Raw genomic sequence first — 22,682 nt, 5'->3', positions numbered from 1 at the left:
GTGAAGGCGGTGGTCGATGGCAGCATCTCGAATGGCATGACCGTGACCCAGCTCACGGAAGCTGAGATGGACTGGGACGAGCAGTCAGAGCTTCTCCGATGTAGCTGGAGCCCCCAACGCTGAGGTTCTGGTACAGAGAGTTCGAATCCCTTCCTATCCGCCACTTGCCCTAACGAAATTGTTCTCCCGATCCGGCTGGCGCCGGATTTTTCCGTTATATTCAAGGGTTATGCGGGTGGGGCTCAGCACTGACCTCTGAGCCTGGAGGCCCGAAAGCGGTCTCTCCGAGCCGTTATTCTCCGGACCTCATGACTGCGCCCGTTTGGTAAATTTCTTACAAGCCCCGTCCGAAATTGTTTTGGTTTGGAGTCGCGTTTGCGTCTGCCGCGACCGGGTTCGGAAGTTCTCACGCCATGGCCCTTTCCAACCTCTGCTTCCGACGCTCCCAATCGGGCATCACCTTGTCGAGCAGCTCGAAGAAGGCAGCACCGTGATGAGGCTCCGCCACATGGCAGAGCTCGTGGGTGATCACGTAGTCGATGGCGTCGACCGGCGCCTGCACGAGGCGGCGGTTCAGGAGCAGGCGTCCGGCCGGCGACATGGACCCCCATCGCTGCCGGGTCTGGCGTACGATGAGACCTTTCGGCCTGAATGCCTCCGGATCCGGGAAGTGGCCGAGACAGAGCTCGATCCGCTCCGGAAACTTGATGTGTGCCCGGTCCCGGTACCATGCCTCGACCAGTTCGCGCGTCACCTCCGGCCTGGTCGACCGGTGTGTCTGCACAACGATGAAGCCGCGGATCAGCTTCACGCATTCCTGTACATGCGGGACGACCTTCAGCCGGTACTGGCGCCCGAGGTAGAGATGGGTCTCACCGGCGATAAACCTGCGCTCCGGTGTTCTTGGAAGGAACTGGGCGAAGTACCGCTGCAGCCGCGTCAGCCATGCCGCGCGCTTCCGCAGCTTGGCTTCTATGGCGTCGAGCGTCGCGTCCTCCGGGGCCGCGATCACCACCGAAGCATCCGGCTCGACAGCGATCTCTAACGTCTTCCTCGGACGGCGGACGATCTCGTACCGGATCTCCTGCTCGCCGTACTGCAGGCAGTGCAGTTCCCGCGTCATGCCGCGAACCGCGCCCGGGCAAGATCCATGATCTTGAGTTCGAGATCGTCGAGCACCTCCACGGGCAGGTCGACGCCCCTCTCGTCACGCAGAACGTCGAAGAAGTAGTCATCAATGGCATTGCGCAGTTTGTTCTGGGCGACTTCGTTCGACCAGATGTCGACGATCAGGTGGGACTTGATGATGTCGATGATCTCCAGGGCGATGGATGCTGCTTCGTCGCCGGCCACCGGCTCATCGTCCTTGATCTTGAGCTGACCTTCCAGGACGCCGAAGAACGCCTGTGCATCCTCATCGCCCCGGATGCTTTCAGGAACATCCCGGCCCCGATCCTTGCGTGCCACCTTGCTCGCGAGGTCCACGACGCTGTTCAGGTACTCGCGCTCGGAGAGCCGCTTCTCGCGATAGGCGCGAATGGTCTCTTCGAGCAGCTCGGAGAACTGTTTGTAGAACGTCGGGTCCTCATCCATCTTCTCGGTGATTGCCCGCCGGGTGGCGCTGGCGATGCGGTCCGCCCTCGAGGCTTCTGAGACGCCCGTCTCCTCGACGACCGCCTTCAGCGCATCAGGATCGTTGATGTTCACCACCTCGATGATGGTCTCGGCAGGCATCGCCACGACATGGTCATCGAGCAGCTTCTGGATCTTCGGCTCGAACTCGCGGACATCGACCGTCTCCTGGTAGCGGAGCTGGACCGACCGCTTGAGCTCGGAGAACTGCTTCCAGTCCCGCTTCAGGGCGTCGACCTTGGCCTCGTCGAAGACATCGAACAGCTTGTCCGACGAGAGCGATATGTGCAGGCACCGGCTGAAAGCCTTGAGGCGCGCGTAGAACTCATGGCGAAGCGACTCGTCGGCAAGGTGTTGCTCGAACTGCTCCATGTCCTTCTTGTTCCGGACCGGCTTGAACAGGTCCCAGAGCTGATCGTGCAGCTGGGGCAGCTTGCGGATCTCCTCGCGGACGTCATGCACCGTCTCGGCGAGGTCCGCCGCCTCGTAGCCCTCGAATGCGCTATAGGTCGTCAGGGCGCTGTCGAGCTCGCCCAGCAACCCTTCGTAGTCGATGATGAAGCCGAACTGCTTCTCCGTTCCGCCGTCCTCGTAGAGCCGGTTCACCCGGGCAATCGCCTGCAAGAGATTGTGTTCCTTCAGGGATTTGCAGACGTAAAGCACCGTGTTCCGGGGCGCGTCGAAGCCGGTGAGGAGCTTGGAGACGACGATCAGGATCTCTGGATCGCCGGAGCCTTTGAAGGCATCGATGATCTGGCGGTTGTACTCGTCCTCGGTCTTGTACCGCGCCATCATCTGCGACCAGAAGCGGCGCACGAGGTCCTTGGACTCCTGGTCGACTTCCTCGTTGCCCTCGTTCTCGTCCGGCGGCGAGATGACGATCGCGCTCGAGACGTGGCCGATCTCGTCGAGAACCTCCTTGAAGCGGACGGCCGCGGCCTTCGAGGGGGCAACGAGCTGCGCCTTGAAGCCGGTCCCCTGCCAGTGCTGGCGATAATGCTCGGAGATGTCGAACGCCTTGGCTCGGATGGCCTGATCGGTCTTGGCCAAGGCGTCCATCCGGGAGAATTTCCGCTTCAGATCACGCTTCTGGTTCTCGGTCAGCCCCTCGCTTATCTTGTCGAACCAACGGTCGATAACGGCGCCCGAGACCTGCTGCGCAACGAGCCGTCCCTCGTAGAGCAGCGGCACGACGGCGCCGTCGGCGACCGCCTCGTCGATGGCGTAGCGGTGGATTAGCCGCCCGAAGGTCGACAGTGTGTTCTTCCCTTCTTGAGCAGGGGCGTGCCAGTGAAGCCGAGGTAGCAGGCCTTGGGCAGGAGGCGGCGCATCTTGGCGGCGAACTGGCTGTGGCCGCCGTAGCGACCCGTCTGCGTCCTGTGGCTCTCGTCGACCAGCACGAAGATGTTGGGATCCTCGTCCACCAGCTTGCTGTTCTTCAGCGCCGTGTCGAACTTGTTGATGATCGTGGTGACCAGCGGAGCCTTGTTGTGGAAGTGCGCTGGATGGGCGAGACCTGCACCAACTTCCTCGCCACCGGCAATACTACCGACGGTCAGTTTTGCTTGGTCGAAGAGACATCGAAGCGCGGTGAGGCCGTCCCACTGCACCGACACGAGAAGGACGTCGAATCCTTTTATGTGCTGGAAGGGGAGATCACCTTCTATGTCGGTGGCCACGTCGGAGTCCGCAGCGGCCAAGGCTCATTTCTGCATGTGCCTGCTGGGGCGATCCATGGGTTCCGGATCACTTCGGATACCGCACGCTACCTTATCTTCACCACGGCCCATGACGGCGAGTTCTATCGTGCTATTTCAGAACCGGCGGATGCTAACGGAGTGCCCGCCACCCATGAGGTTGACTGGGACAAGGTCATGGCGACGGCTCAGGACTTCGGGATCGAATTCATAGGTGAACTGCCGGAAGAATAAACAAAATGGGAAGCGGCAGCTTTTGGCAGTGTGCGAGAGACTTGCGAATGACGATCATTGGGGTCGACTACTGCCGATCGGCAAAGCGCCCCAGATAGTCATTTAGGCCGTCTCGAAGTTCTCCCCAAAAGCTGCCGGCACATTCCGCCGCTGTATTGCCTGCGATAACGCTGCAATCGCCGGTGAAGTTTTTTGCCCTGTATCAACCGTAGATACTGTTCAGCCTTAAAATTTGGATCAGATCCGATATTGGTGGGCGTCCACAGAGACGCAAGTTTCAGGAAGGCGTCCGCCAAAAACAGTTCATACTTCAAATATATCTATACTAACAAATTTGGTATTTTACGGCTTCATTGCGTATCGTTACCTTCCGCTCCAATAGCTTGAAACTAGCAGCTTTGGGGTACGACGAACCATGGGCAATTCACACGACGATGTTCTGATCATTGGCGGCGGCATAGGCGGGCTGGTGATGGCATTGAGCTTGCACCAAAAGGGCATTCCCTGCCGCATCTTTGAAGCCGTGCAGGATCTTCGCGCCGTGGGCGCCGGCATCAATTTGCTGCCGCATGCCGTCAAGGAGCTGGATGCGCTGGGGCTGATTTCCGCGCTCGATTCTGTCGGCATCCGCACCAAGGATGCGTCCTATTTCAATCGCTTCGGGCAGCATATCTATACTGAACCGGCTGGTCTGGATGCGGGATACCAGTGGCCGCAATTCTCCATCCACCGGGGCGACCTGCAAAAGGTCCTGCTGGACGCCGTACTTGAGCGGCTGGGTCGGGACGCAGTGATGACCGGCTATCGGTGCACCGGGACCGAACAGACCGAAGACAGTGTCACGGCTCATTTCGTGGATGCCGATGGCAACCGACTGCCACCCGCGACCGGCAAGGTCCTGATCGGGGCCGATGGGATCAAATCCGCCATTCGCAGTCAGTTCTATCCCGACGAAGGCGATCCGATATATTCCGGACTGACCATTTGGCGTGGGGTCGTGCCCGCAAAACCCTTTCTATCGGGTGCCAACACCATTCGCGCGGGCTGGATGTCGGTTGGGAAGATCATGGTCTATCCAATCCGCGACAATATTGATGAGCAGGGCAACCAGTTGCAGAACTGGGTGGTAACCCTGGAGCGCCCGCGGCCGGAAACCTATGACTGGAACAAGCCAGCGGCGCATGAGGACTTCATCGAGCCTTTCCTCGACTGGCATTTTGACTGGCTCGATGTGCCCGAGTTGCTGCGCAAGACGGAAACCCCGCTCGTCTTCCCGATGGTTGACCGAGACCCCGTGCCGACCTGGACCTTTGGTCGGGTGACATTGATGGGTGATGCGGCCCACCCGATGTATCCCCGCGGCTCCAACGGCGCCGGGCAATCGATCCTTGACGCGAAGGCGCTCGCGCTGGATCTCGAAGAGAAGGGTCTGACCCCGGCTGCACTGCAGGCTTATGACAGGGTGCGCGTCGAGGCGACGTCGAAGGTGGTGCTGACGAACCGCGTCAATCCACCAGACGCAATCCTTCGTGAAGTGCACGAACGCTCCGGGGGTAAGCCGTTCGACCGGATTGAGGACGTGATCTCGGTCGATGAGATGGCCTCCATTTCACAGACTTATAAGCGGGTCGCCGGCTTCCATCAGGAACAGCTTGGTGGGTGATGGGCCCGCACGCGCATCTGTTGGTCGCCGCCAGAGGTGAACCGCGCATGAGCGTTCGCCGCCTGTCCCGGCTTGGCGGCGCTGATCGACGAGGAGAATTGCAGTGAAATCCACCCCGAAATCCGACGACAAAATTGGATTCAGACTACCAGCGACCATCGTGCCGCCTTTGACCCCTTTCAGCCCTGACGGCAGAGTGGATTTTGGCAAGCTCAAAGGCATTGTCGATTACGTCGTGCAAGACTGCGACGCTTCAATGATCATCGTCGCTGGCGTTGAAGCCCAAGAGTATCAGTTCCTTACCCTGGAAGCCCGCAAGGAGTTGATCGAGAAGACGATCGAATTTGTGGATGGACGCCGGCCGAGCGTAGTCGGCATTTCTCATCCCTCGACGCGGATCGCGATTGAACTGGGCCAATTCGCGCAATCAGGCGCTACAGTGCCTCGCACCGCTACGCCCGACCGGCGGCCCCGCAATGACCAGCGAACTGTTGCGCTACTACCAGGCGATCCTGGCAGAAACCGAGCTTCCGATGATGCTCTATCTCAATGCGGGCCCGGGGGCGGACGTTTCCATCCCTGCGACCATAGAAATCGCCAAGCTTGACCGTATAGATTACGTCAAGGAAAGCTCGCGGGACCTTGCTCGCGTCTCGCGTCTCATTGCCGAAATCGAGCAACCCGGCCACGCCCGCTATTTCACCACCATGCAGATGTGGCTTGCAACGCTCATGCTGGGCGGAAGTGGGGTCACCTTGCCACCACCTGCTGCCCAAATCGCTAGACGCATTGCGGATGCGGTTGGGCGCGGCGACATTGCAGAGGCGGCGCGATTGCAGGCGCAGTTTTCCGTCTGGCCTGCGCGATGGATGTCCAACGGCCTCGCTGCGGTCATGAAAGCATCGCTCAACCATCTAGGCGTGCCCTCCGGCGCACCCTATCCGCCATACGAGCCGCTATCGGGTGAAGCTCTTTCCAGCCTGAAGGCTCATCTTGACACACTTGACCTACTGAAAAAGGGAGGATGACGGATGCTGAATATTAGGCGCTTGTCGCTAGACGAAGCCAAGATACTGATCGATGGCGCGACCAAAAAGTCGCAAGAGATGAACATACCGATGTGTATCGCGGTGACCGACGAATCCGGTAATCTCGTCACGTTTGATCGCATGGACGGAGCTAAGATTACCTCCATCTCGATCGCAATAGACAAGGCATTCACCGCGGCAGGCGCGCGCAACGGCACACATGTCTACAATCAGCTATGCCAGCCAGGGCAACCGACATTTGGCATCCACATCACCAATGGCGGCCATTTCTGCGTGATCGGTGGCGGACTGCCCATTACCGTGGATGGCCATATCGTGGGCGGCATCGGCGTTAGCGCGGGCACGGCCATACAGGATCAGGAAGTGGCGGAGGCTGCTGTGGAATATTTCATGGGTCAGACCGGTTACGAGGCAAGCGCATGATTGGAAAATCGGTCCTGTTCTCGGAAATGCGTCCCGAACCATCCTGGGAGGCGCGTTTCAACACCTGGTATCACGAGGATCACATCCCGGCGCGGATGGTTCTCGAAGGCTTCGAAGGCGCCCAGCGTTACCGCGCCAAAACTGACGAAAACTATCTGGTCGTTTACGATATGACCTCGATGGCGGCGCTAAAAACCCCCGAATACGAAGCGCTCAAGGCTAATCCCTCGGACGAGACCAAATGGATGCTGTCCAATGTCAGCAACTTCACCCGCTATCTGGGAACGGAAATCGGGCGGCATGGCGATGTCGAACGGGCCATCGAGGCGCCCCTTGTGTTCACTGCCATGTTTAATGTTCCTGAGGCTGAACTGGCCGATTTCGATGGCTGGATGGTCGAAGACCACCTGCCGATCTTGATGAAAAATGACGACTGGATGGCGGTGCGACGTTTCGAATTAAGCATTGCCGAACCGGTGCCGTTCAACCGTCTGGCCATTCACTATCTGGCCAATGACGCCGTCCTGAGTTCACCTGAACGCGAGCAGGCCCGCTCAACCGAATGGCGCAACAGGCTTGCTGAAAGAGACTGGTTCAAAGCCGGCAGGTACAAGGGATTTGATGGATACGGACCACGTTCGGGGTGCTGGTGTCCACCGTTGGTATTGATCAAACCTCTGGCGTCCCGCGTTTTACGATGGGGATGCCTAATCTCTTGGGCGGTGTACCTATCATCACGGCGCTGATCGGCCTGTTTGCGATTTCCGAGATGCTCATTCAGTCGCGTCGAGATTTCACGGCGAACACAGCCATCGAGGTCAAGTCTGCCGCATCTGTGATGAGCGTGTTGCGGGCACATGCCGCCAATAAGTGGCTAGTTTTGAAGTCTTCCCTTGTCGGAACTTTGATCGGCATTCTGCCCGGCACCGGCCCGGCCATCGCGTCCTGGATCGCTTACGGCGACGCGCTCCGAGGCCGCAAGAAGGGTGACCAGTTTGGCAAAGGAGAAGTCAAAGGCCTGATCGCCTGCGAAACCTCTAATAATGCTGTCATCGGCGGCGCCATGGTTCCGCTGCTCACCCTGGGCATTCCCGGAGATCCGGTAACTGCTATTCTGGTGGGTGCGCTTATGATCCAGGGGGTGGAGCCGGGGCCGTTTTTCATGCGCGACCACGGCGGACTGTTCCTGGCGATCATCGTCATGCTGCTCATGTCGAACATCGCGATGGTAATGGCCGGATTGTCCATCAGGCGCCTCGCTGCACGGATACTCACCGTCCCTAGGCAAATTATCGTGCCGGTTGTGGTGGCCGTCGCGGCAACAGCGACCTATGCCATCAGCTATTCGCCATTTGAAATACTGCTTGTGGGGCTATTCGGGGCGATTGGCTATTTGATGATCCGCTATGGCTTTCCGGTGGCCGCCACTGTGATCGGCATCGTGCTCGGACCGATCCTGGAGACGAACTTCCGCAATGCTCTAGTCGCGAATAACATGGACATCACCGTGTTTGTCACACGACCAACTAGTGCAGCCCTGCTGCTGGCCACAGGATTGCTGCTTTTCTTCTGGACACGACAAGAAAAGCGGCAAAACAAGCTCGCCGACAGCCTGAACGACGCCGATTAACCTGACGCCAGTGTGCGACCACCCCCGACAAGCTTGAACCGTGGTCTGGGTCGGGTGTGGTCGCGCACGGCTAGCTATTCGAGGACGCATTCATGAAGCGCGACGCTTTGTATATCGATGGAGAATGGACGGCGGCCGATAGCGGAAAAACTATCGATGTGGTCAACCCCGCAACGGGAGCGGTCATCGGTACCGTGCCCGATGCGGGTGCAGCGGAAACGCGAAAGGCTATTCTGTCTGCTGAGCGTGCCTTTGAGTCTTATTCGCAAACAACAGCGGCCGATCGAGCAGCGAAACTCCACAAGCTGCATGATCTCATCCTCGACCATCAGGACGACCTGGCCAGAATGCTGACGGAGGAACAGGGTAAGCCACTGACTGAGGCCAGGGCCGAAATTGGCATGAGTGCAGCCTACGTGCGCTGGTTCGCCGAAGAAGCGCGTCGCGTCTATGGCGAGATCATTCCCTCGCCCTGGCAAGACCGCCAATTGCATGCAACCAGAGAGCCGATTGGCGTAGTCGCTGCCATTACGCCATGGAACTTTCCATCTTCAATGCTCGCCCGCAAGATCGCCCCGGCTCTTGCTGCGGGATGCACGGTGGTCGCGAAACCCGCCTCGCAGACTCCGTACTCGGGTTTGATTTGGGGGCAGTTATGCGAAGCAGCGGGCTTCGCAAGGGGTGTGGTCAACGTGGTCACCGGGGATGCACGGACGATTGGGGCAGAGCTTTGCAGCAATCAAGCCGTTCGCAAGGTGACGTTCACTGGCTCAACCCAAGTTGGCAAAATCCTGCTGCGCCAGGCGGCCGACACCGTCAAGAAGGTCTCCATGGAACTTGGCGGCAATGCGCCGTTTATCGTTTTCGATGACGCCGATCTCGATGCCGCCGTCGCCGGAGCCATTGCCGCCAAATTTCGCAATTCTGGGCAGACCTGCGTGTGCACAAATCGCGTCTACGTCCAAGACGGAATTCATGATGCCTTCATGGCAAGATTTGCGACCGCTATCGAGGCGCTGAAGATGGGCAACGGATTGGAAGATGATGTCCAGGCAGGCCCGTTGATCGATGAAAACTCTCTGGCAAAGGTCGAGGAATTTGTCGCTGACGCACAGGCCAAGGGCGGAAATATCACCTTGGGTGGGAAGCGTTTGCGAAGCCGGGGGTTCTTCTTTGCGCCGACCCTGATTGAAAATGCCAATGACGACATGCGGCTGTCGCGGGAAGAAGTGTTCGGACCACTGGCACCCGTCTTCAAATTTACCAGCGAAGAGGAGGTTCTCCGCCGCGCCAACGCGACCGAATTCGGCTTGGCGGCTTACTTTTACACACAGTCTCTTGGACGAGCCATGCGAGTTTCGCGCGCGCTCGAATACGGGATCGTAGGCATAAATGAGGGACTGGTGACAACCGAGGTGGCACCCTTTGGCGGTTTCAAAGAGTCGGGCGTTGGACGGGAGGGCGGACCTCACGGAATCGAGGATTATCTCGAAATCAAATATGTCTGCATGGGCGGGTTAGGTTAAGTCATCCAAAAATGCTGAAATCCGGCACCGAGCGTGCTCGATCTGCGGCTGCTTAGAAATTCAAGGCGCGGCGCGCAGCAAAAGGGGCTATAGCGCTGCGTCCTGAACTGATGATGGACGCGATACTTCGGCTGGCGCCTCACGGGGCAATCGCGCACCCCTCTCGCAAAGGCTTGGCGCAAACTAGGGAGATGGCCAAGTATTGAAGTGCGATGGAAGTGGAGCCCCGATTGGCCGTGCTCTGCGAGTGGCCGCTATTCCCAGCTTCTTTGAAAAAGCTGCCTGACAGGATACGGCCCCCCTTAAGGCGTAGCCAGCGCTGCCTCTCTTCCGGCAAGCCAGACACGAGACGAGTTCTCTTTTCTGCGTCGAGCTACAAGAGAAGTCGAAACAGCCTCAACTCTGTAGATTTGCCTCCTGTCATCAGGGGCCGCCGCTTTGTTTAACGAGGTTTCATCGGTCTTTGCTGGCCGCGCCGGAACGACCGCTGTCGTGCTGGATTATCGGCTTGACCGCCGGAGGCTGCCTTCGAAGGCGAAGTACTGCGGAAAGGCTGCCTTGGCCGCGTCGGTCAGCCTCAAAACGCGCTGCAGATGGACTTGCAGGGCCTTCCCACTGGCCGCTGCGTTGCCCGCTGCTATCGTCTCGGTGATAGCCTTGTGTTGCTCCAGCACCAGATTCATGTCGTCGACCCCGTTGACCATCAGACGGCGAAAGCGGTCCATGTGAACCTTGGCCCGATCGATTTCGCTTTTAATGTGGGCAAGGCCAGCCGCATCGCTGATAAGAGCATGGAAGTTCTCGTCGGATTCGTAGAACCGCTCCATCTCGCCAAGTCGGGCACAAGTTTCCTGGATGCCTATCTCCAGCTCAAGTCGACCGGCAAGCTCCTTGTGCCTTCCCAGCTGGAACACGCGCTTGAGCAGCGCCAGTTCGAGGGCTTCGCGCAGGAACTGGGACCGCTCGAGATCTGGCTCCCGCAATGGCGTGACGAAGGTTCCCCGCTGTGGAAGGACCTCAACGAGACCGATGTCGGACAGCCGGAGCAGTGCTTCGCGCGTGGGAGTGCGACTGACGCCCAGCTCGCTGGCAATCCCCACCTCAGAGAGAGCCTCGAAAGGTTTGAGCTCGAACGCAATGATCCTGGCGCTCAGGACGCGATAAATCTGACGGGACAACGCGTCCGTTCCGCTTCCCAGCTTCATCGGCGTCGGCTGATTTGCCATCAAACTACCTCAGGTCTCGTCGTGGAGGCGCCGCCGTCAGCGGCAAGGGGGCGACAGCGACGGAGTATTGAATCGTAACCGGTGTATCCGGCGCAAGATCAAGCGCAGTCGACGTTCCGCCATCGGCAATCGGGTTGTCCTGTGCCGATGTGCGTGGCGACAGCCCAAACGTCGTCGCGGAAGGCTCAATGCCAATACACAATGTCCTGCCGAGCCAGGGGGCGCCTCGACGTCCACGATTCGAATACCACAAGACTAAGCTGGGAAGTAGCGTGCTGTCCCATGACAGACTCATGCGATAGCCCTGAACGCGATTGATTAGGTCGACGGTACCATCCACACCGTTCAGTTGTAGGAGTTCTTCAGCACTACCGGCCAGTGGCAAGTTGGCGGCATTCACCACTCCACCATCAAGGGTCGGTACCGACTGCAGGTCGGTGAATTCATGGTCCTTGGCAAAGAGAGCTGCGCCAGGCTCGATGACACCGGGGAACGTCAGTCCACCGCCAAACTGACCAACGGCCAGTTCGGCCCCCCCGACCCCTTGCGGCAAGGCAAAACAACCGTGCAACGCAACGGGAGTCCGACAAGGGCGACGGGCAGTTATCTCCAATTCGAGGGCGATGCGCGCCTCTCCCGGCATCCCGCGCAGCGTGCGCCTAAGGCGCGCAACATCATGATCCTCCGGGTAGTCGATTGACATCGATACGAGACTTGGATCGCCCTGCTCGGCGAAATCCCAGTCATGGTTAGATCCGTAGCCGTGGACGTCCGAATGGTTGTCTGCGTCGTCCATCACCGTCTGCCAGCGCGACGTGAAGCTCTCACGAGGCATAGGATAGCCAAAAGGAACGCAGGGCCACTCTCCCCGCAAGCCGCGCGTAAGCCCATCATAGCTTTCGAGCCCATCTTCGTCCCACCAGGGCGCGACGAAAAAGGGAGAAACCTGTTTTCCGTCAGCCATGAGGAAGGCGCCCTTGCCAATCATCCCGCCCAAGGCTTCGACGGCAAAGCTCCCGTGCGACCAGACCAGCGCACGGCTGTTGCCGGCATCACCCGGCATAATAGTTCTCCCGCCCGCCGGGCACTTCCACCTGCGCGCTCAGCAAGGCACCGTCCAGTGCTCCAGGGTTATCGAGACCGAAGCGGCCACTGGTCACGTAGAGCGTCTTGAGATCTTTTCCCCCGAAAGTGCACGCAGTCGGGTTGCGGACCGGCAGCTCTATGGTCCGATCCAGATGTCCATCCGGCGCAAAGCGCATGAGGCATCCTGCACTGAACCGGGCGTTCCAGAGATAACCTTGGGCATCTATGCCCGAGCCGTCCGGCAATCCAGGTCCACCCTCCGCGAACACGCGCTGGTTGCTGACTGTGCCACTCGCTCGATCGTAGTCGAACGCCCAAAGCACGTTACGGATCGTATCACCGAAGTAGAAGACGTCACCAGATGGCGCCCAGGCCATGGTGTTGGGGATGTTGAGGTCCTGGACGAATGGCCCCTTCGTTACCTCTCCATCAAGGCAAAACAGATGGCCACGCGCGCCCTGCATTTCTCGCGGAGATCCGTCAGGGTTGAGGTTGTTGTCCATGGTCGCGACCCAGAAGCGGCCCGCCGGATCACACTTTCCCTCGTTTAGGCGCATAGAGGCGCCATTCCCGGATTCCACCGCTACAATCGGCTCAAAGGCGCCGGAGTCAAAATCGAAGCGCCCGATTTCGAGGCCTTTGCTGAGAATGGCAGCACTTCGATCGCGAAACAGCGCGATGGCCGTTGGGTAGTTGTCGACGGTTCGGGTCTCGACCACGCCGCTAGACGCATCAAGACGCCTCACCTCACGTCCAACGATGTCCACCCAATAAAGGAAACCGCTATCATCCCAGAATGGGCTTTCCCCAACAAAGTCGCTGGTTGCGGCAGCGCGGATAAAGTCGATAGTCATGGCTGGGTCGCCTTATTCAGAGAGCCGAAACCTTCATGCCTTCCATAAAGTGCTTACGCAGCACGAAGAAGAGGAAGATCGAGGGAATACTTGCCAGTAGGGCTGCGGTGAGGACTAGGTTCGGGCCCGACGAGGAATAGCTGCCCTGGAAGACTTGCAAGCTGTTCATGACGGATCGTGTCTCTGCCCGATTACCGAGCACTGTGGAGAACAGCAGGTCATTCCAGATCCAGGTGAACTGCAACAAGAAGGTTGCCGTGACCGGTCCCCAAGCATTGGGGAGCACAATACGCCAGAACACGGTGAACTCGTTCGCTCCGTCCATACGCGCCGCTTCGTCCATCTCGCGCGAGAGGCCATTCATGAAGTTCTTCAGTACGAGCGTGGGAAAAGGAATGCAGATTGCTATGTAGAATAGCAACATGCCCAAATGAGTATTGAGAATCCCCACCTTCTGATACGCAAAGAACAGCGGGATCAGGTACATCTGGAACGGAAAGATCGTCCCGGCAAAGATAATCATGAACCACATGTCCTTGCCACGGAAATTAAGCCGTGTGAGACCGAAAGACGCCATTGCAGCAAACAGCACTGCCACACCCGCTCCCACCACGCCATAAAAGGCCGAGTTTAGCATGCCAATGTCCATCTTGGCCCTCGTCCACGCCTCGACGGCATTGCCTATTATCGGTGTCAGACTGTTCGGCAGAGCAAGAGGCAAACCGCTGGCATACTCGGTTTGGGTCTTGAAGACGGAAACCGCGAGGTAATAGAACGGCACCAGCCAGACCAGCGCCACCAGCACGGCGCCGGCTAGGGTCCACCATTTGCCGTACCGCTTTTCGGATTCGCGTCGGGCAATGGCATCGTAATCGAGCAGCTCGAGATTGACAGCCACGGTTATCTCCTAGCGAACCATGCGGTCTACGCGCTGCTGGAGCGCAGCCTGCACCCACGTCACGCTTAGAACGACAAGACCGATGATGACGGCGACGGCGGAGCCATAAGCCCACGAGCCCTTTTGGAAGGCTTCAAAGTACATGTAGACCGCCAGCGAGAGGCTGCGCTGGCCCGGGTAGGACGCACCCATGACCCAGAGCAGATCGAAGACGGTAAATCCTGCAAGCACGGACAAAATGGTGACGACCAGAAGCGTCGGCGTTAGCAGCGGCAGCACGACATGGCGAAAGGTCTGGAAACGGCTGGCGCCGTCAATCTGCGCGGCTTCTACAGGGTCCTTGGGAATGGCGGCCAAGCCGAGCAGGATCAGCACCATGACGAGGCCAACTGTCTGCCAGACGAAGGTGGCGATGATGGCGGGGGTGACCGTGTTGTCCTGGTAGAGCCATCCAATATCGACCTGCTGGCCCGAAACGGCAGAGAGCCCGCGGTTCAGCAGGCCTTGGGGCGCGTAGACGTAGAACCACAGCACGCCAACTGCCGTAGGTGCCAGTATGCGAGGGATGAAGATAATGTTCTTGAAGGTGTTTGAGAACCGGACATCGCGGAGGAAGAGCGCGAGCCCGAGGCCAACAGCGATAGGGAAAACGATGGATGCGACAACCCAGATGGCGGTGTTGGTCAGCGCTTCTCCGAAGAACGGGTTGCCCAGCATCCGCTCGTAGTTAGCGAAGCCGATCAGTTCGTCGAGGCCGGTGAACTTCCGCCAGTTGGTGAAGCTAAGATAGACGTTGTAGAACACTGGCGCGAGGAGAAGTCCGCACACCATCAGCAGCGCCGGCGACATGAACAACAGGGCCACGCCGAAATCGCGCTTCTGCCGACGCCTGTCGCGTTTCTCCACTTCGTTGACGCCGATCCTGGCGAGTATGGCCTGATCCTTCTGGGAGATCTCGTTCACGTCACCATCCTTGGAAAGTGACCGGGGCGGTAATGCACCACCCCGGCGTGTCGAATTACTGGTTGGCCCAGTAGTCGGCGTTCAGTGCCTGCATTCTGCTCATCACGTCCTCAGCCGTATCCATGGTCGGATCGAGCATGAAGCGGTTGAGCTCGGCCACGAGTTCCCCCTGCAGGTCCGGCGGAACGGCTTCCCACCAGCGCAGATAGGCAGCGGTGCTGTTGGCGCTCATGTCTTCCGAAATCTCGGCAATGATCGGGTTGGGCGCCTCTGCCTTGAGGTTGCCCATGTAGTTGCCCGATGCTTCGGCCCAGGCGTTCGCACCTTCTGTCGAGGTCCAGAACTTGAGCGCCTGCTGTACTTCGGGTTTGTCGATGGAATCCGCCGAGACCACGACCGGGCCACCCTCAATCACAACAGCCGACGGAAGGTCGGGCGTGATGTTGGGGACGATAAAGGCGCCGATTTCGTCGTTTTCCAGGCCGTTGGAGCCGAGCGAACCAACCACCCATTCACCCTTAAGGTACATGCCGGCATTTCCGCCTGCGAAGTCCTCAATCTCCTGATTGGAGCGCGGATCGGTGAAGTAGCCCTTGGCGTAAAGGTCGGACCAGATCTCAAAGACCTCGCGAACGGGTTCGCTGTCATAGGCCACACTGCCATCATGGATGCCGTTATAGGCAGCCGGGTCGGTCCGCAGCAGCAGTTCCTGAAACCAGATGAAACCGCGCCAACCTTCGTGCACAGTGGCGTTGAACGGGGTGATGCCAGCTGCCTTGAGCTTTTCGGCGGCTGCCATCAGCTCGTCCCAGGTTTCGGGCTCTTCTGTGATGCCTGCTTCTTCAAACTTTTCCTTGTTGTAGATCATCACCCAGCGGGCGAGCAACAAGGGCACTGCGTAGATGTGGCCATCGACACGGAAGAGGTCGGCAGCGGAAGCCTCATATTCGCCCGAAGCGACCATTTCGTCCCAAACAGCGTCCAGATTGGCGATCTTGCCTGTCTCCACCAGTTCAGTGAAGCTCGCACCAGTCCACCAGGTGAACATGTCGGGCAATTCGCCGCTGGCGAGGGAAGCCTGGATATAGGCCTTGTACTGCTCGGCAGTCGCATACGGGGTTTCGACGATTTCCACACCGGCATCGGCCTTGGCGGCCGCAGTCACCTTCTGGAACGCCTCGGACCAGAAGCCCTTGTCGTGCACGAAGCTGACTTCCTGTGCAGTGGCGATACTTGTGGTCACCAACGCGATTGACAGACATCCGGCAAGCAGCCGGGCTTTCAACGATTTCATAGTCTCTCCTCCCTTCGATCGCCCTATGCGACCTTCAGATTGATTTCGGTTGTCCGGTCGAACAGGTGGATCCGGTCAACATTGATGTGAAACAGAATCTTCTCATTCGGCTGGACCAGCCGGGGTTGCTGCATGCGGCTGACGAAGGGCAATGGCCCGATCATTCCGAACAGCAGGTTCTCGTTACCGAGCATCTCGGTGAGGGTGATTTCCCCTTCGACAGCGAAATAGCGGTTGGGCTGCATGCCGTGCCCAACCGGAACGATGTCCTCTGCACGCAGCCCGACAAAAACCTCATTGCCAGCGGCAAGCGCTTGTCCATAGGCAACAGCATTCAAAGGCAGTTGCAACGAGCCGCAGTCGGCAAACCACTCCTCGCCTCGCTGCACCAGCACACCCTCGAAAAACGACATCTGAGGCGTGCCGATGAAGCTCGCCACGAACTTGTTGCGGGGCATTTCAAAGATTTCCAAAGTGTCGCCGGCCTGGGCAATCTCGCCGTCCTTCATTACGACGATCTTGTCACCCAGTGTCATAGCCTCAACCTGGTCGTGCGTTACGTAGATGGTGGTGACACCGAGCTGGCGCTGCAGCCGCTTGATCTCGACGCGCATTTGGTTGCGCAGCTTGGCGTCCAAATTGGATAGCGGCTCGTCGAATAGGAAGACCTCGGGTTCACGCACGAGCGCGCGGCCCATAGCGACGCGCTGGCGCTGCCCGCCGGACAGTTGAGATGGGCGACGATCCATATAAGGACCGAGTTCGAGTACCGCGACCGCCTTGGCGATGCGTGCTTCAATCTCAGCCGGAGCAATCTTGGCCAGCTTCAGGGAGAAGGCCAGGTTCTCCCGGGCCGTCATGTGCGGGTAGAGCGCGTAGGTCTGAAACACCATGGCCACCCCTCGATCACGGGATGGCAGGTCGTTGGCCAGCTTCCCCCCGATCCGCAGTTCACCATGGGAAATAGACTCCAAACCCGCGATCATCCGCAGGGTTGTGGATTTGCCACAACCCGACGGCCCGACAAAAACAACGAGCGAGCCGTCGGGAATGTCGAGGTCGATGCCGCGCACGGCGAGCTGTCGGCCGTAGACCTTGACGATGTCCTTGAGCGTGACTTCAGCCATCGGCGCGCCCCGTCGCATAGGTCTTCTGGGCGGGATCGGCATATCGGAATTCAGGCACGATCTGATACCAGCTCGGGCGACCCGGGTCCCGATCATAGGAGTAGCCGCCGGTGCTCTTGTAGAGCTCTGCATAGGTGGCGAGCTTGTCGCGGTCGACCTCCACTCCAAGACCGGGACCTGCGGGCAGCTTGATGCTGCCATTCTCGTATTTGAGCTTGCCGCCGACCAGGATGTCGTCCTTGAGGTGGTGGTAATGCGCGTCTGCCGCAAAGTTCAGGTTCGGGAGGCTGGCGCCTAGATGCAGCATGGATGCGAGCTGAATGCCCAGCTCCCCCGAGGAGTGCACCGCTGCCGAGAACTGGAAGGTCTCCAGCACCGTGCCCGCCTTGTAAGCCTGGCGCAAGCCGCCCCAGAACGTCGTATCTAGGAGGATGACATCGACCAGGGTATGCTTGATGCACTGGACCAATTGCTCGAAGTTTACCACCACAGTGTTGGTAGCGGTGGGGATGCGAATGGCTTCGCGGACCCGCCGCATGCCTTCGAGACCCCAGGTGGGATCCTCAAAATAATCGTTGTTAAGGCTCTCGATGGATTTTGCGACACGTATGGATTGCTCCACCGACCAGATGGCGTTCGGATCAAGCCGCAACTGATCATGCGGGAAAGCCTCGGCCAGGGCATGCATCACCTCGACATCGGTGTCAGGATGAAACACACCGCCCTTGAGTTTATGCACCCGGAAGCCATGTTCTTTCTTGAGTGCGCCTGCGTGGGCGACCATCTCGTCCGGCGTGGTCTCGCCGCCTACGCCATCCTGGGCGTAGCGGTAGAACAAGTAGCTGGCGAATTCGACCTTGTCGCGGATGGCACCCCCGAGAAGATCGCAAGCGCGGATATTTAGCCGCTTACCAACGAGATCCATGCAGGCCATTTCAATGGCGGCGTGGATCTGCATGCGATTGTTGTAGAGCGAGGCGGTTGGCCCCATGATTTTCCAGCGCAACTGTTCAAGCTGCAGCGGGTCGTGGCCCTTGAGATAGGGCAGCATCGAGAGTACGGCGCGTTCCGCAGACTCTCCACCCCCACCAAGCTCGCCGAAGCCGGAATAGCCGTCCTCGTCGATAACCTCAACGATGGTGCGGATGAACCGTCCCCAATGCGCGCCGGCGCCGTGTCGCAGAGGCGCTTCGAGAGGCACGGCAACAGTAGTGGCGCGAATGTCATTGATCTTCATTTTCTAATCTGCCTTTTGCGGCGATCCGCCGATGATGGACAGCATGCCGCCGTCGACCCGTACCGTTTCTCCGGTGATGAAAGAAGCCTTTTCGCTGAGGAGGAAAGCTACCAGTTCGGCCACTTCTTCGGGACGTGCGCTGCGGCCCAGCGGATGCATGGCGTTGATCTCGCGCATGACACCATCCGGGTCGGGAGCGGTCGCGATAGCGTTGCGCAGCATGGGCGTGTCGACCGACCCTGGCGCCACCGCGTTGCAGCGTACGCCGTGGCTGGCAAAGTCTACCGCGATGGATTTGCTGAGCCCGATCATCCCGTGCTTGGCTGTTGTGTAGGCCGCTACGCCGGACTGGGTCGCGAGGCCCTGGACGGAGGACATCAGCACGATGGCGCCCCGGCTCTTCACCAGATGGGGGAGGCAGGCCTGCGCCAGAAGATAAGCCGCTCGTAGGTTAACCGACATCACCTCGTCCCATTCCTCACGCGTGGTGGTGACTGCGGTGCCGTAGCGCTGGATGCCGGCATTGTGCGACAGCCCGACCAGCTTGCCGCTTTGCTCAAGTGCTGCCGCTACCGCACGTTCAGCGGTTTCCGCGTCGGCAACCGAGCCTGCTACCGTTAGCACTTGACCACCGGCGGAACCAATCTCCGACGCTGCTGAGGCCAGCTCATCGACGGCTAGATCGACAAGCACCAAGGGGTACGCGTCCCGCGCCAGACGCTGGGCAACTGCGCGACCGATTCCCATTGCTGCGCCGGTGACGATGATGCTCATCATTGCTCCTATTTTCGCTGATGGAAGGCGGCGTTGAAGCGCACCAAGACGGTGCGGATCTCGAGCGGCGCCAGCGACACCCGCACGTCATTTTCTTCAATTTTCAACGCTTCGCGCAGATGCTCCAGCGCGTCGGCGGCGCGGGCGGCGAGCGGCGTGCGGCCGAAGCGAACCCTGGCTTCGTAGGGTTCCCGCAGCAGGTTCTGCACACGGGCAACTATCCATCCACCGTTTTCCGACGGCTTGGTGGTTACCTGGATCGGCTGATCGCCGACGGAGAGGAAGCTGCGCGGTTCGGTATTGCGCGGAGATATGTCACGAAGCGGCACTGCCGATACGTGGGCTTCGGCAGCAAAACGGCTGATTGATGCAACATCGGGTGCACCTTCGTGAGTGGTCAGCCGATAGCGCAGCGGGATTTGACCGCTCTGGCTCGGACGAAAGTTCACCAGCCAGTGGTTGTTCAGCGCCCAGGACATTACGGTAGGACCTTCGGGCTCGAGCGTGCGGGCCCACTTGCCGGTGGTGATGCCACCCAGGTGCACAAGCGGTGCGTCCAGGGGAGCGATGGTGATGCCGCGCTGCCCGTCGCTAACATTGACCCAGCGGGTTATCGGGTACCAATCCTTGGCAGCGCCATCGAGCTGGTCCCTATTGGGAACAGCGGGGATGCCATTAAGGTCGACCAGGAATTCGGGCCTGCTCAGGTTGAATGGGAAGGCGACGAAAACGGCTTCTGCGTCGAGGTGCTCAGTCTTGTTGAGCATCCAGTCCACCGCCAATACCTTTGTGTTGGCGTCAAGAGCGTAGCGGACCGTAGCCGACTTCACACCGGGTGCGTCAATGGTGACGTCCACACGCGCCTGACCCTCAAAAATCACCGCATCGGTCAGGCTGACCTGGCGGGCGACTTGGCGCTTCCAGGGAGTGTCGACGCGGCCTTCGAAGAAGTTCGGGTGCGAAAAGTCGATGTTGGCGATCGCCAAACGGTCTTCGGGCGAATCCACCGTCTCGTAAACATATTGGCCCGGCTGCCAACCCTCATAGGTGCCGGCATAGTCATGGTCCTGTGCCTTGTCGAGGAAGCTTTTGATGCCGCCGGTTCCCGGGTCAATCTCGACCCGGTAGTGAGCGTTCTCGATGACATTGCCCTGGGCCCTCAGGTCGCTGGACGGTACGCCGTCGGAGACCTTGAGGAAAGCAAAACCGGATGCCGGAATTCGCCCGGCGACGCGGCGGATCGGGGGGATCGGTCTCGCTCCGCCCCAGGTGGTATTGCGATGGAAGAAGGCGTCGAGCATGCCGACCGGAGCGGCTCCGCCGCGCGGCTCGGGCTCTTCCACGATGACATTCCGGTCCCAGGGGAGCGAGTTGAACACAATGACGTCATCGATGCCCGACGCCGGGAAGGCAACTTCAGGCTCGAGATCGCCAAGGTTGAAATTGCCGTCTTCAGCCTTGGTCCCGACCTGGGCAGCGATGGCATTGGCGGCTCGCGCCACCTGGTCATGGGCATCCATGGCAGCCGAGTAGGCGAAGCCCGCTTTCTTGTTCCACTGTGACAGTGAGAACAGGGCATAGGGTTCCTCGACCGACGAATAGGCACCCCAAGTATGCTCGTCATAGAGAGTCATGTTCTCGTAGGCAGCGGCGGCGCGCTCCGGGGACCAGCTTCCCTTCTCGCCATCCATGCGGCGCCAGCTTTCCAACGCCTCCGCCATTTCAAGAACAGCGTGCGTGGTCCGGTTGATTCCGGTCTCACGCGCAGAGGAGGCAACGCCGTCAGCCCAGTGGTCGGTCCAGTCACCGCGCTGCGTTCCAATATTGCTGGAATACTCGCGCTTCAGCAGGCGTCCGAAATCGGTGACGGTGATGAATTCCATGCGCGGCGCGCGACCGTCCTCGTTCCATTTGCGGACGAACTCGGGCATGCGCGGATCGGGTGGGCCGTTGTCGACGCGGACCGGATGGGTGGATTCGCAATAGAGGAAGTCGAACTCGTAGGTATCGTCCTGTTCAAGCTGCTCGATCCAGCGCGGTAGCAAACGGTCGACAAGATTCCAGTTGCCGATACCGGCCTGCGAGCGTCCGAATAGATAGTGATAGCCGTTCCAGGCCAGCACTTTTTTGCCGCTCGGACCTTCCCAGTTGAAAGCGCCCGGGAACGGCTTTGGACGCGCACCGCGGATCGGGTTCACGGCCTGAGTGTAGAATGAGATACCCAGGTCGGCCAAGAGGTCGGCATAGAGCCAGGACACGCCGTTCACGTCGTCCTGCATGGCGGCTTCCACGTTGAAACCGAACTCGTCGCGAATTGCGCGCAGCGGATAGAGGCTACGGTGCATCTGCTCGATATTGAGCAGGGGCGTCATGTTGTAGCTTATACCAGCAATGTCGATGCGGCCCTGCTCGTGCCAGTACTTTAGGCGGGAAATCTGATCCTTCGTTGCGCTACGCAGATATTTGAGAAACGGCCCGGTGGTTTCCACGGTCCAGCGATAACGCGCTTCTTCGGGATAGGAGTCGGTCTTCTCGATAAGGTCCAGCGCCTGTTCCACGAACTCGCCGTGTTGGCGAACGCAATTGTCTTGGTAGTCAGTGTAGCCGATGTCCGTATGAGAATGATTGCAAATGAGAATCTTCTTGATCTTGGCCAATCCAGCCCTCCCGCCACAAGCATGCTTGTCGTCGCCTCTTAGTGTGGCTACCATACTAGCATGCATGCGGCCGTCAAGGTTCATCCAACGATGGCCATATTTGACACATGAGCTGACGAGCTGAGCCTGCGGGATGTAGAGGAACCTCACGCTCAGCGCGGGCTCGAAGTCTCATGCGAGACGGTCCGCTGCTGGGTTCGAAAGTTCGGCCCGATTTGCGCCCATAATCTTCGCCGGCTCCGGCTGAGACTATCCGACACCTGGCACCTGGACGAGATGGTAGTCTCGATCGCAGGGCGGAAGTTGTATCTCTGGCGCGCAGTGGACAGTGAGGTGAGGTGCTGGACATGCAGGTTCAGCCCAGGCGAAAAAAGGCTGCGGCCCTTAAGTTCATGCGCAAGCTGCTCAAGAAGCAGGGCTACGCACCAGAGGTGCTCGTGACCGATAAGCTGAAGTCCTACGCTGCTGCGAAACGGGATCTTAGACTACGAGCTCGACACGATCAGAGCCTGCGCGCCAACAACCGGGCCGAGAACTCGCACCAGCCGGTGCGACGACGAGAGCGTAAGATGCAGGGCTTCGAGTCGCCCGGATCCGCGCAGCGTTTTCTTGCTTGCGATCGTGTCCCATAGCGTGGTGTAGCTGAGGCTGGGCCTCGAGGCTTTTCCGGCATGGGCCGGGCTGATCAGCGGGCTATGCCTGGCAGGCTGAC

At 59.3% G+C, this 22,682-nt stretch carries 17 protein-coding genes and 4 pseudogenes; 9 read left to right on the top strand and 12 right to left on the bottom strand.

Going from position 1 to position 22,682, the window contains the following annotated elements; all coding sequences use genetic code 11:
- Positions 1-406: 406 nt before the first annotated feature.
- Both GGR20_RS18080 and GGR20_RS19165 read right to left on the bottom strand, forming a co-directional pair.
- Positions 407-1,123, bottom strand: a complete 717-nt coding sequence (locus tag GGR20_RS18080; RefSeq protein ID WP_183312758.1) for a M48 family metallopeptidase — start codon at positions 1,121-1,123, stop codon at positions 407-409.
- Positions 1,120-3,074, bottom strand: a pseudogene (locus GGR20_RS19165) (type I restriction enzyme subunit R domain-containing protein); the annotation flags it as partial. The pseudogene GGR20_RS19165 and the gene GGR20_RS18080, both read right to left, overlap by 4 nt.
- Positions 3,075-3,137: 63 nt before the next feature.
- On the opposite strand from GGR20_RS19165, the pseudogene GGR20_RS19305 reads away from it, so the two are divergent.
- From GGR20_RS19305 to GGR20_RS18040, 8 genes and pseudogenes are all read left to right on the top strand, one after another.
- Positions 3,138-3,335, top strand: a pseudogene (locus tag GGR20_RS19305) (cupin domain-containing protein); the annotation flags it as partial.
- A gap of 643 nt (positions 3,336-3,978) precedes the next feature.
- Entirely contained in the window at positions 3,979-5,226 is a 1,248-nt protein-coding gene (locus tag GGR20_RS18065) for a flavin-dependent oxidoreductase (RefSeq protein WP_183312756.1), read from the top strand.
- 103 nt (positions 5,227-5,329) lie between these two features.
- Positions 5,330-5,593 (top strand): annotated as a pseudogene (locus tag GGR20_RS19020) (dihydrodipicolinate synthase family protein); the annotation flags it as partial.
- A 109-nt stretch (positions 5,594-5,702) separates the two neighbouring features.
- A complete protein-coding gene (locus GGR20_RS19015) occupies positions 5,703-6,254 on the top strand; it encodes a dihydrodipicolinate synthase family protein (RefSeq protein WP_253560397.1) in 552 nt (183 codons plus the stop codon).
- Between the two features lie 3 nt (positions 6,255-6,257).
- On the top strand, positions 6,258-6,698 hold the full coding sequence (locus GGR20_RS18055; RefSeq protein ID WP_183312755.1) for a GlcG/HbpS family heme-binding protein: 441 nt from the start codon (positions 6,258-6,260) through the stop codon (positions 6,696-6,698).
- Positions 6,695-7,444, top strand: coding sequence for a DUF4286 family protein (locus GGR20_RS18050; protein WP_183312754.1), 750 nt, complete (start codon positions 6,695-6,697; stop codon positions 7,442-7,444). Before GGR20_RS18055 ends, GGR20_RS18050 begins: the two co-directional genes overlap by 4 nt.
- Positions 7,342-8,328, top strand: a complete 987-nt coding sequence (locus GGR20_RS18045; RefSeq protein WP_338084740.1) for a tripartite tricarboxylate transporter permease — start codon at positions 7,342-7,344, stop codon at positions 8,326-8,328. The genes GGR20_RS18050 and GGR20_RS18045 overlap by 103 nt, the downstream gene beginning before the upstream one ends.
- 92 nt (positions 8,329-8,420) lie before the next feature.
- A complete protein-coding gene (locus GGR20_RS18040; RefSeq protein ID WP_183312752.1) occupies positions 8,421-9,854 on the top strand; it encodes an NAD-dependent succinate-semialdehyde dehydrogenase in 1,434 nt (477 codons plus the stop codon).
- Positions 9,855-10,354: 500 nt separating this feature from the next.
- Here the strand turns inward: GGR20_RS18040 and GGR20_RS18035 are convergent, their stop codons facing one another.
- The 10 genes from GGR20_RS18035 to GGR20_RS17990 are packed head-to-tail and all read right to left on the bottom strand — an operon-like array spanning position 10,355 to position 21,970.
- Positions 10,355-11,080, bottom strand: coding sequence for a GntR family transcriptional regulator (locus tag GGR20_RS18035; protein ID WP_183312751.1), 726 nt, complete (start codon positions 11,078-11,080; stop codon positions 10,355-10,357).
- A 4-nt stretch (positions 11,081-11,084) separates the two neighbouring features.
- Entirely contained in the window at positions 11,085-12,143 is a 1,059-nt protein-coding gene (locus GGR20_RS18030) for an aldose epimerase family protein (RefSeq protein ID WP_183312750.1), read from the bottom strand.
- The gene (locus tag GGR20_RS18025) at positions 12,133-13,020 is read right to left on the bottom strand and encodes an SMP-30/gluconolactonase/LRE family protein (protein ID WP_183312749.1); all 888 of its coding nucleotides are present in this window, start codon (positions 13,018-13,020) and stop codon (positions 12,133-12,135) included. Before GGR20_RS18025 ends, GGR20_RS18030 begins: the two co-directional genes overlap by 11 nt.
- A gap of 16 nt (positions 13,021-13,036) precedes the next feature.
- On the bottom strand, positions 13,037-13,918 hold the full coding sequence (locus GGR20_RS19160) for an ABC transporter permease subunit (protein ID WP_183312748.1): 882 nt from the start codon (positions 13,916-13,918) through the stop codon (positions 13,037-13,039).
- A 9-nt stretch (positions 13,919-13,927) separates the two neighbouring features.
- On the bottom strand, positions 13,928-14,881 hold the full coding sequence (locus tag GGR20_RS18015; protein ID WP_183312747.1) for an ABC transporter permease subunit: 954 nt from the start codon (positions 14,879-14,881) through the stop codon (positions 13,928-13,930).
- A gap of 55 nt (positions 14,882-14,936) precedes the next feature.
- A complete protein-coding gene (locus GGR20_RS18010; RefSeq protein WP_183312746.1) occupies positions 14,937-16,175 on the bottom strand; it encodes an ABC transporter substrate-binding protein in 1,239 nt (412 codons plus the stop codon).
- A gap of 23 nt (positions 16,176-16,198) precedes the next feature.
- The gene (locus GGR20_RS18005; RefSeq protein ID WP_183312745.1) at positions 16,199-17,302 is read right to left on the bottom strand and encodes an ABC transporter ATP-binding protein; all 1,104 of its coding nucleotides are present in this window, start codon (positions 17,300-17,302) and stop codon (positions 16,199-16,201) included.
- Entirely contained in the window at positions 17,295-18,539 is a 1,245-nt protein-coding gene (locus GGR20_RS18000) for an enolase C-terminal domain-like protein (RefSeq protein WP_183312744.1), read from the bottom strand. Before GGR20_RS18000 ends, GGR20_RS18005 begins: the two co-directional genes overlap by 8 nt.
- 3 nt (positions 18,540-18,542) lie before the next feature.
- Positions 18,543-19,313 carry an SDR family NAD(P)-dependent oxidoreductase gene (locus GGR20_RS17995; RefSeq protein WP_246349761.1) on the bottom strand — a complete coding sequence of 257 codons (771 nt, stop codon included), beginning with the start codon at positions 19,311-19,313 and terminating at the stop codon, positions 18,543-18,545.
- An 8-nt stretch (positions 19,314-19,321) separates the two neighbouring features.
- Positions 19,322-21,970 carry a glycoside hydrolase family 38 N-terminal domain-containing protein gene (locus GGR20_RS17990; protein WP_183312742.1) on the bottom strand — a complete coding sequence of 883 codons (2,649 nt, stop codon included), beginning with the start codon at positions 21,968-21,970 and terminating at the stop codon, positions 19,322-19,324.
- Between the two features lie 120 nt (positions 21,971-22,090).
- On the opposite strand from GGR20_RS17990, the pseudogene GGR20_RS18855 reads away from it, so the two are divergent.
- A pseudogene (locus GGR20_RS18855) lies at positions 22,091-22,584 on the top strand (IS6 family transposase); the annotation flags it as partial.
- Positions 22,585-22,682: the final 98 nt, after the last annotated feature.

The organism is Devosia subaequoris (assembly GCF_014197055.1).
In the GTDB taxonomy this organism is placed as follows: domain Bacteria; phylum Pseudomonadota; class Alphaproteobacteria; order Rhizobiales; family Devosiaceae; genus Devosia; species Devosia subaequoris.
Note: the sequence above shows the minus strand (reverse complement) of the source record. Positions and strands in the feature narration are given on the sequence as shown.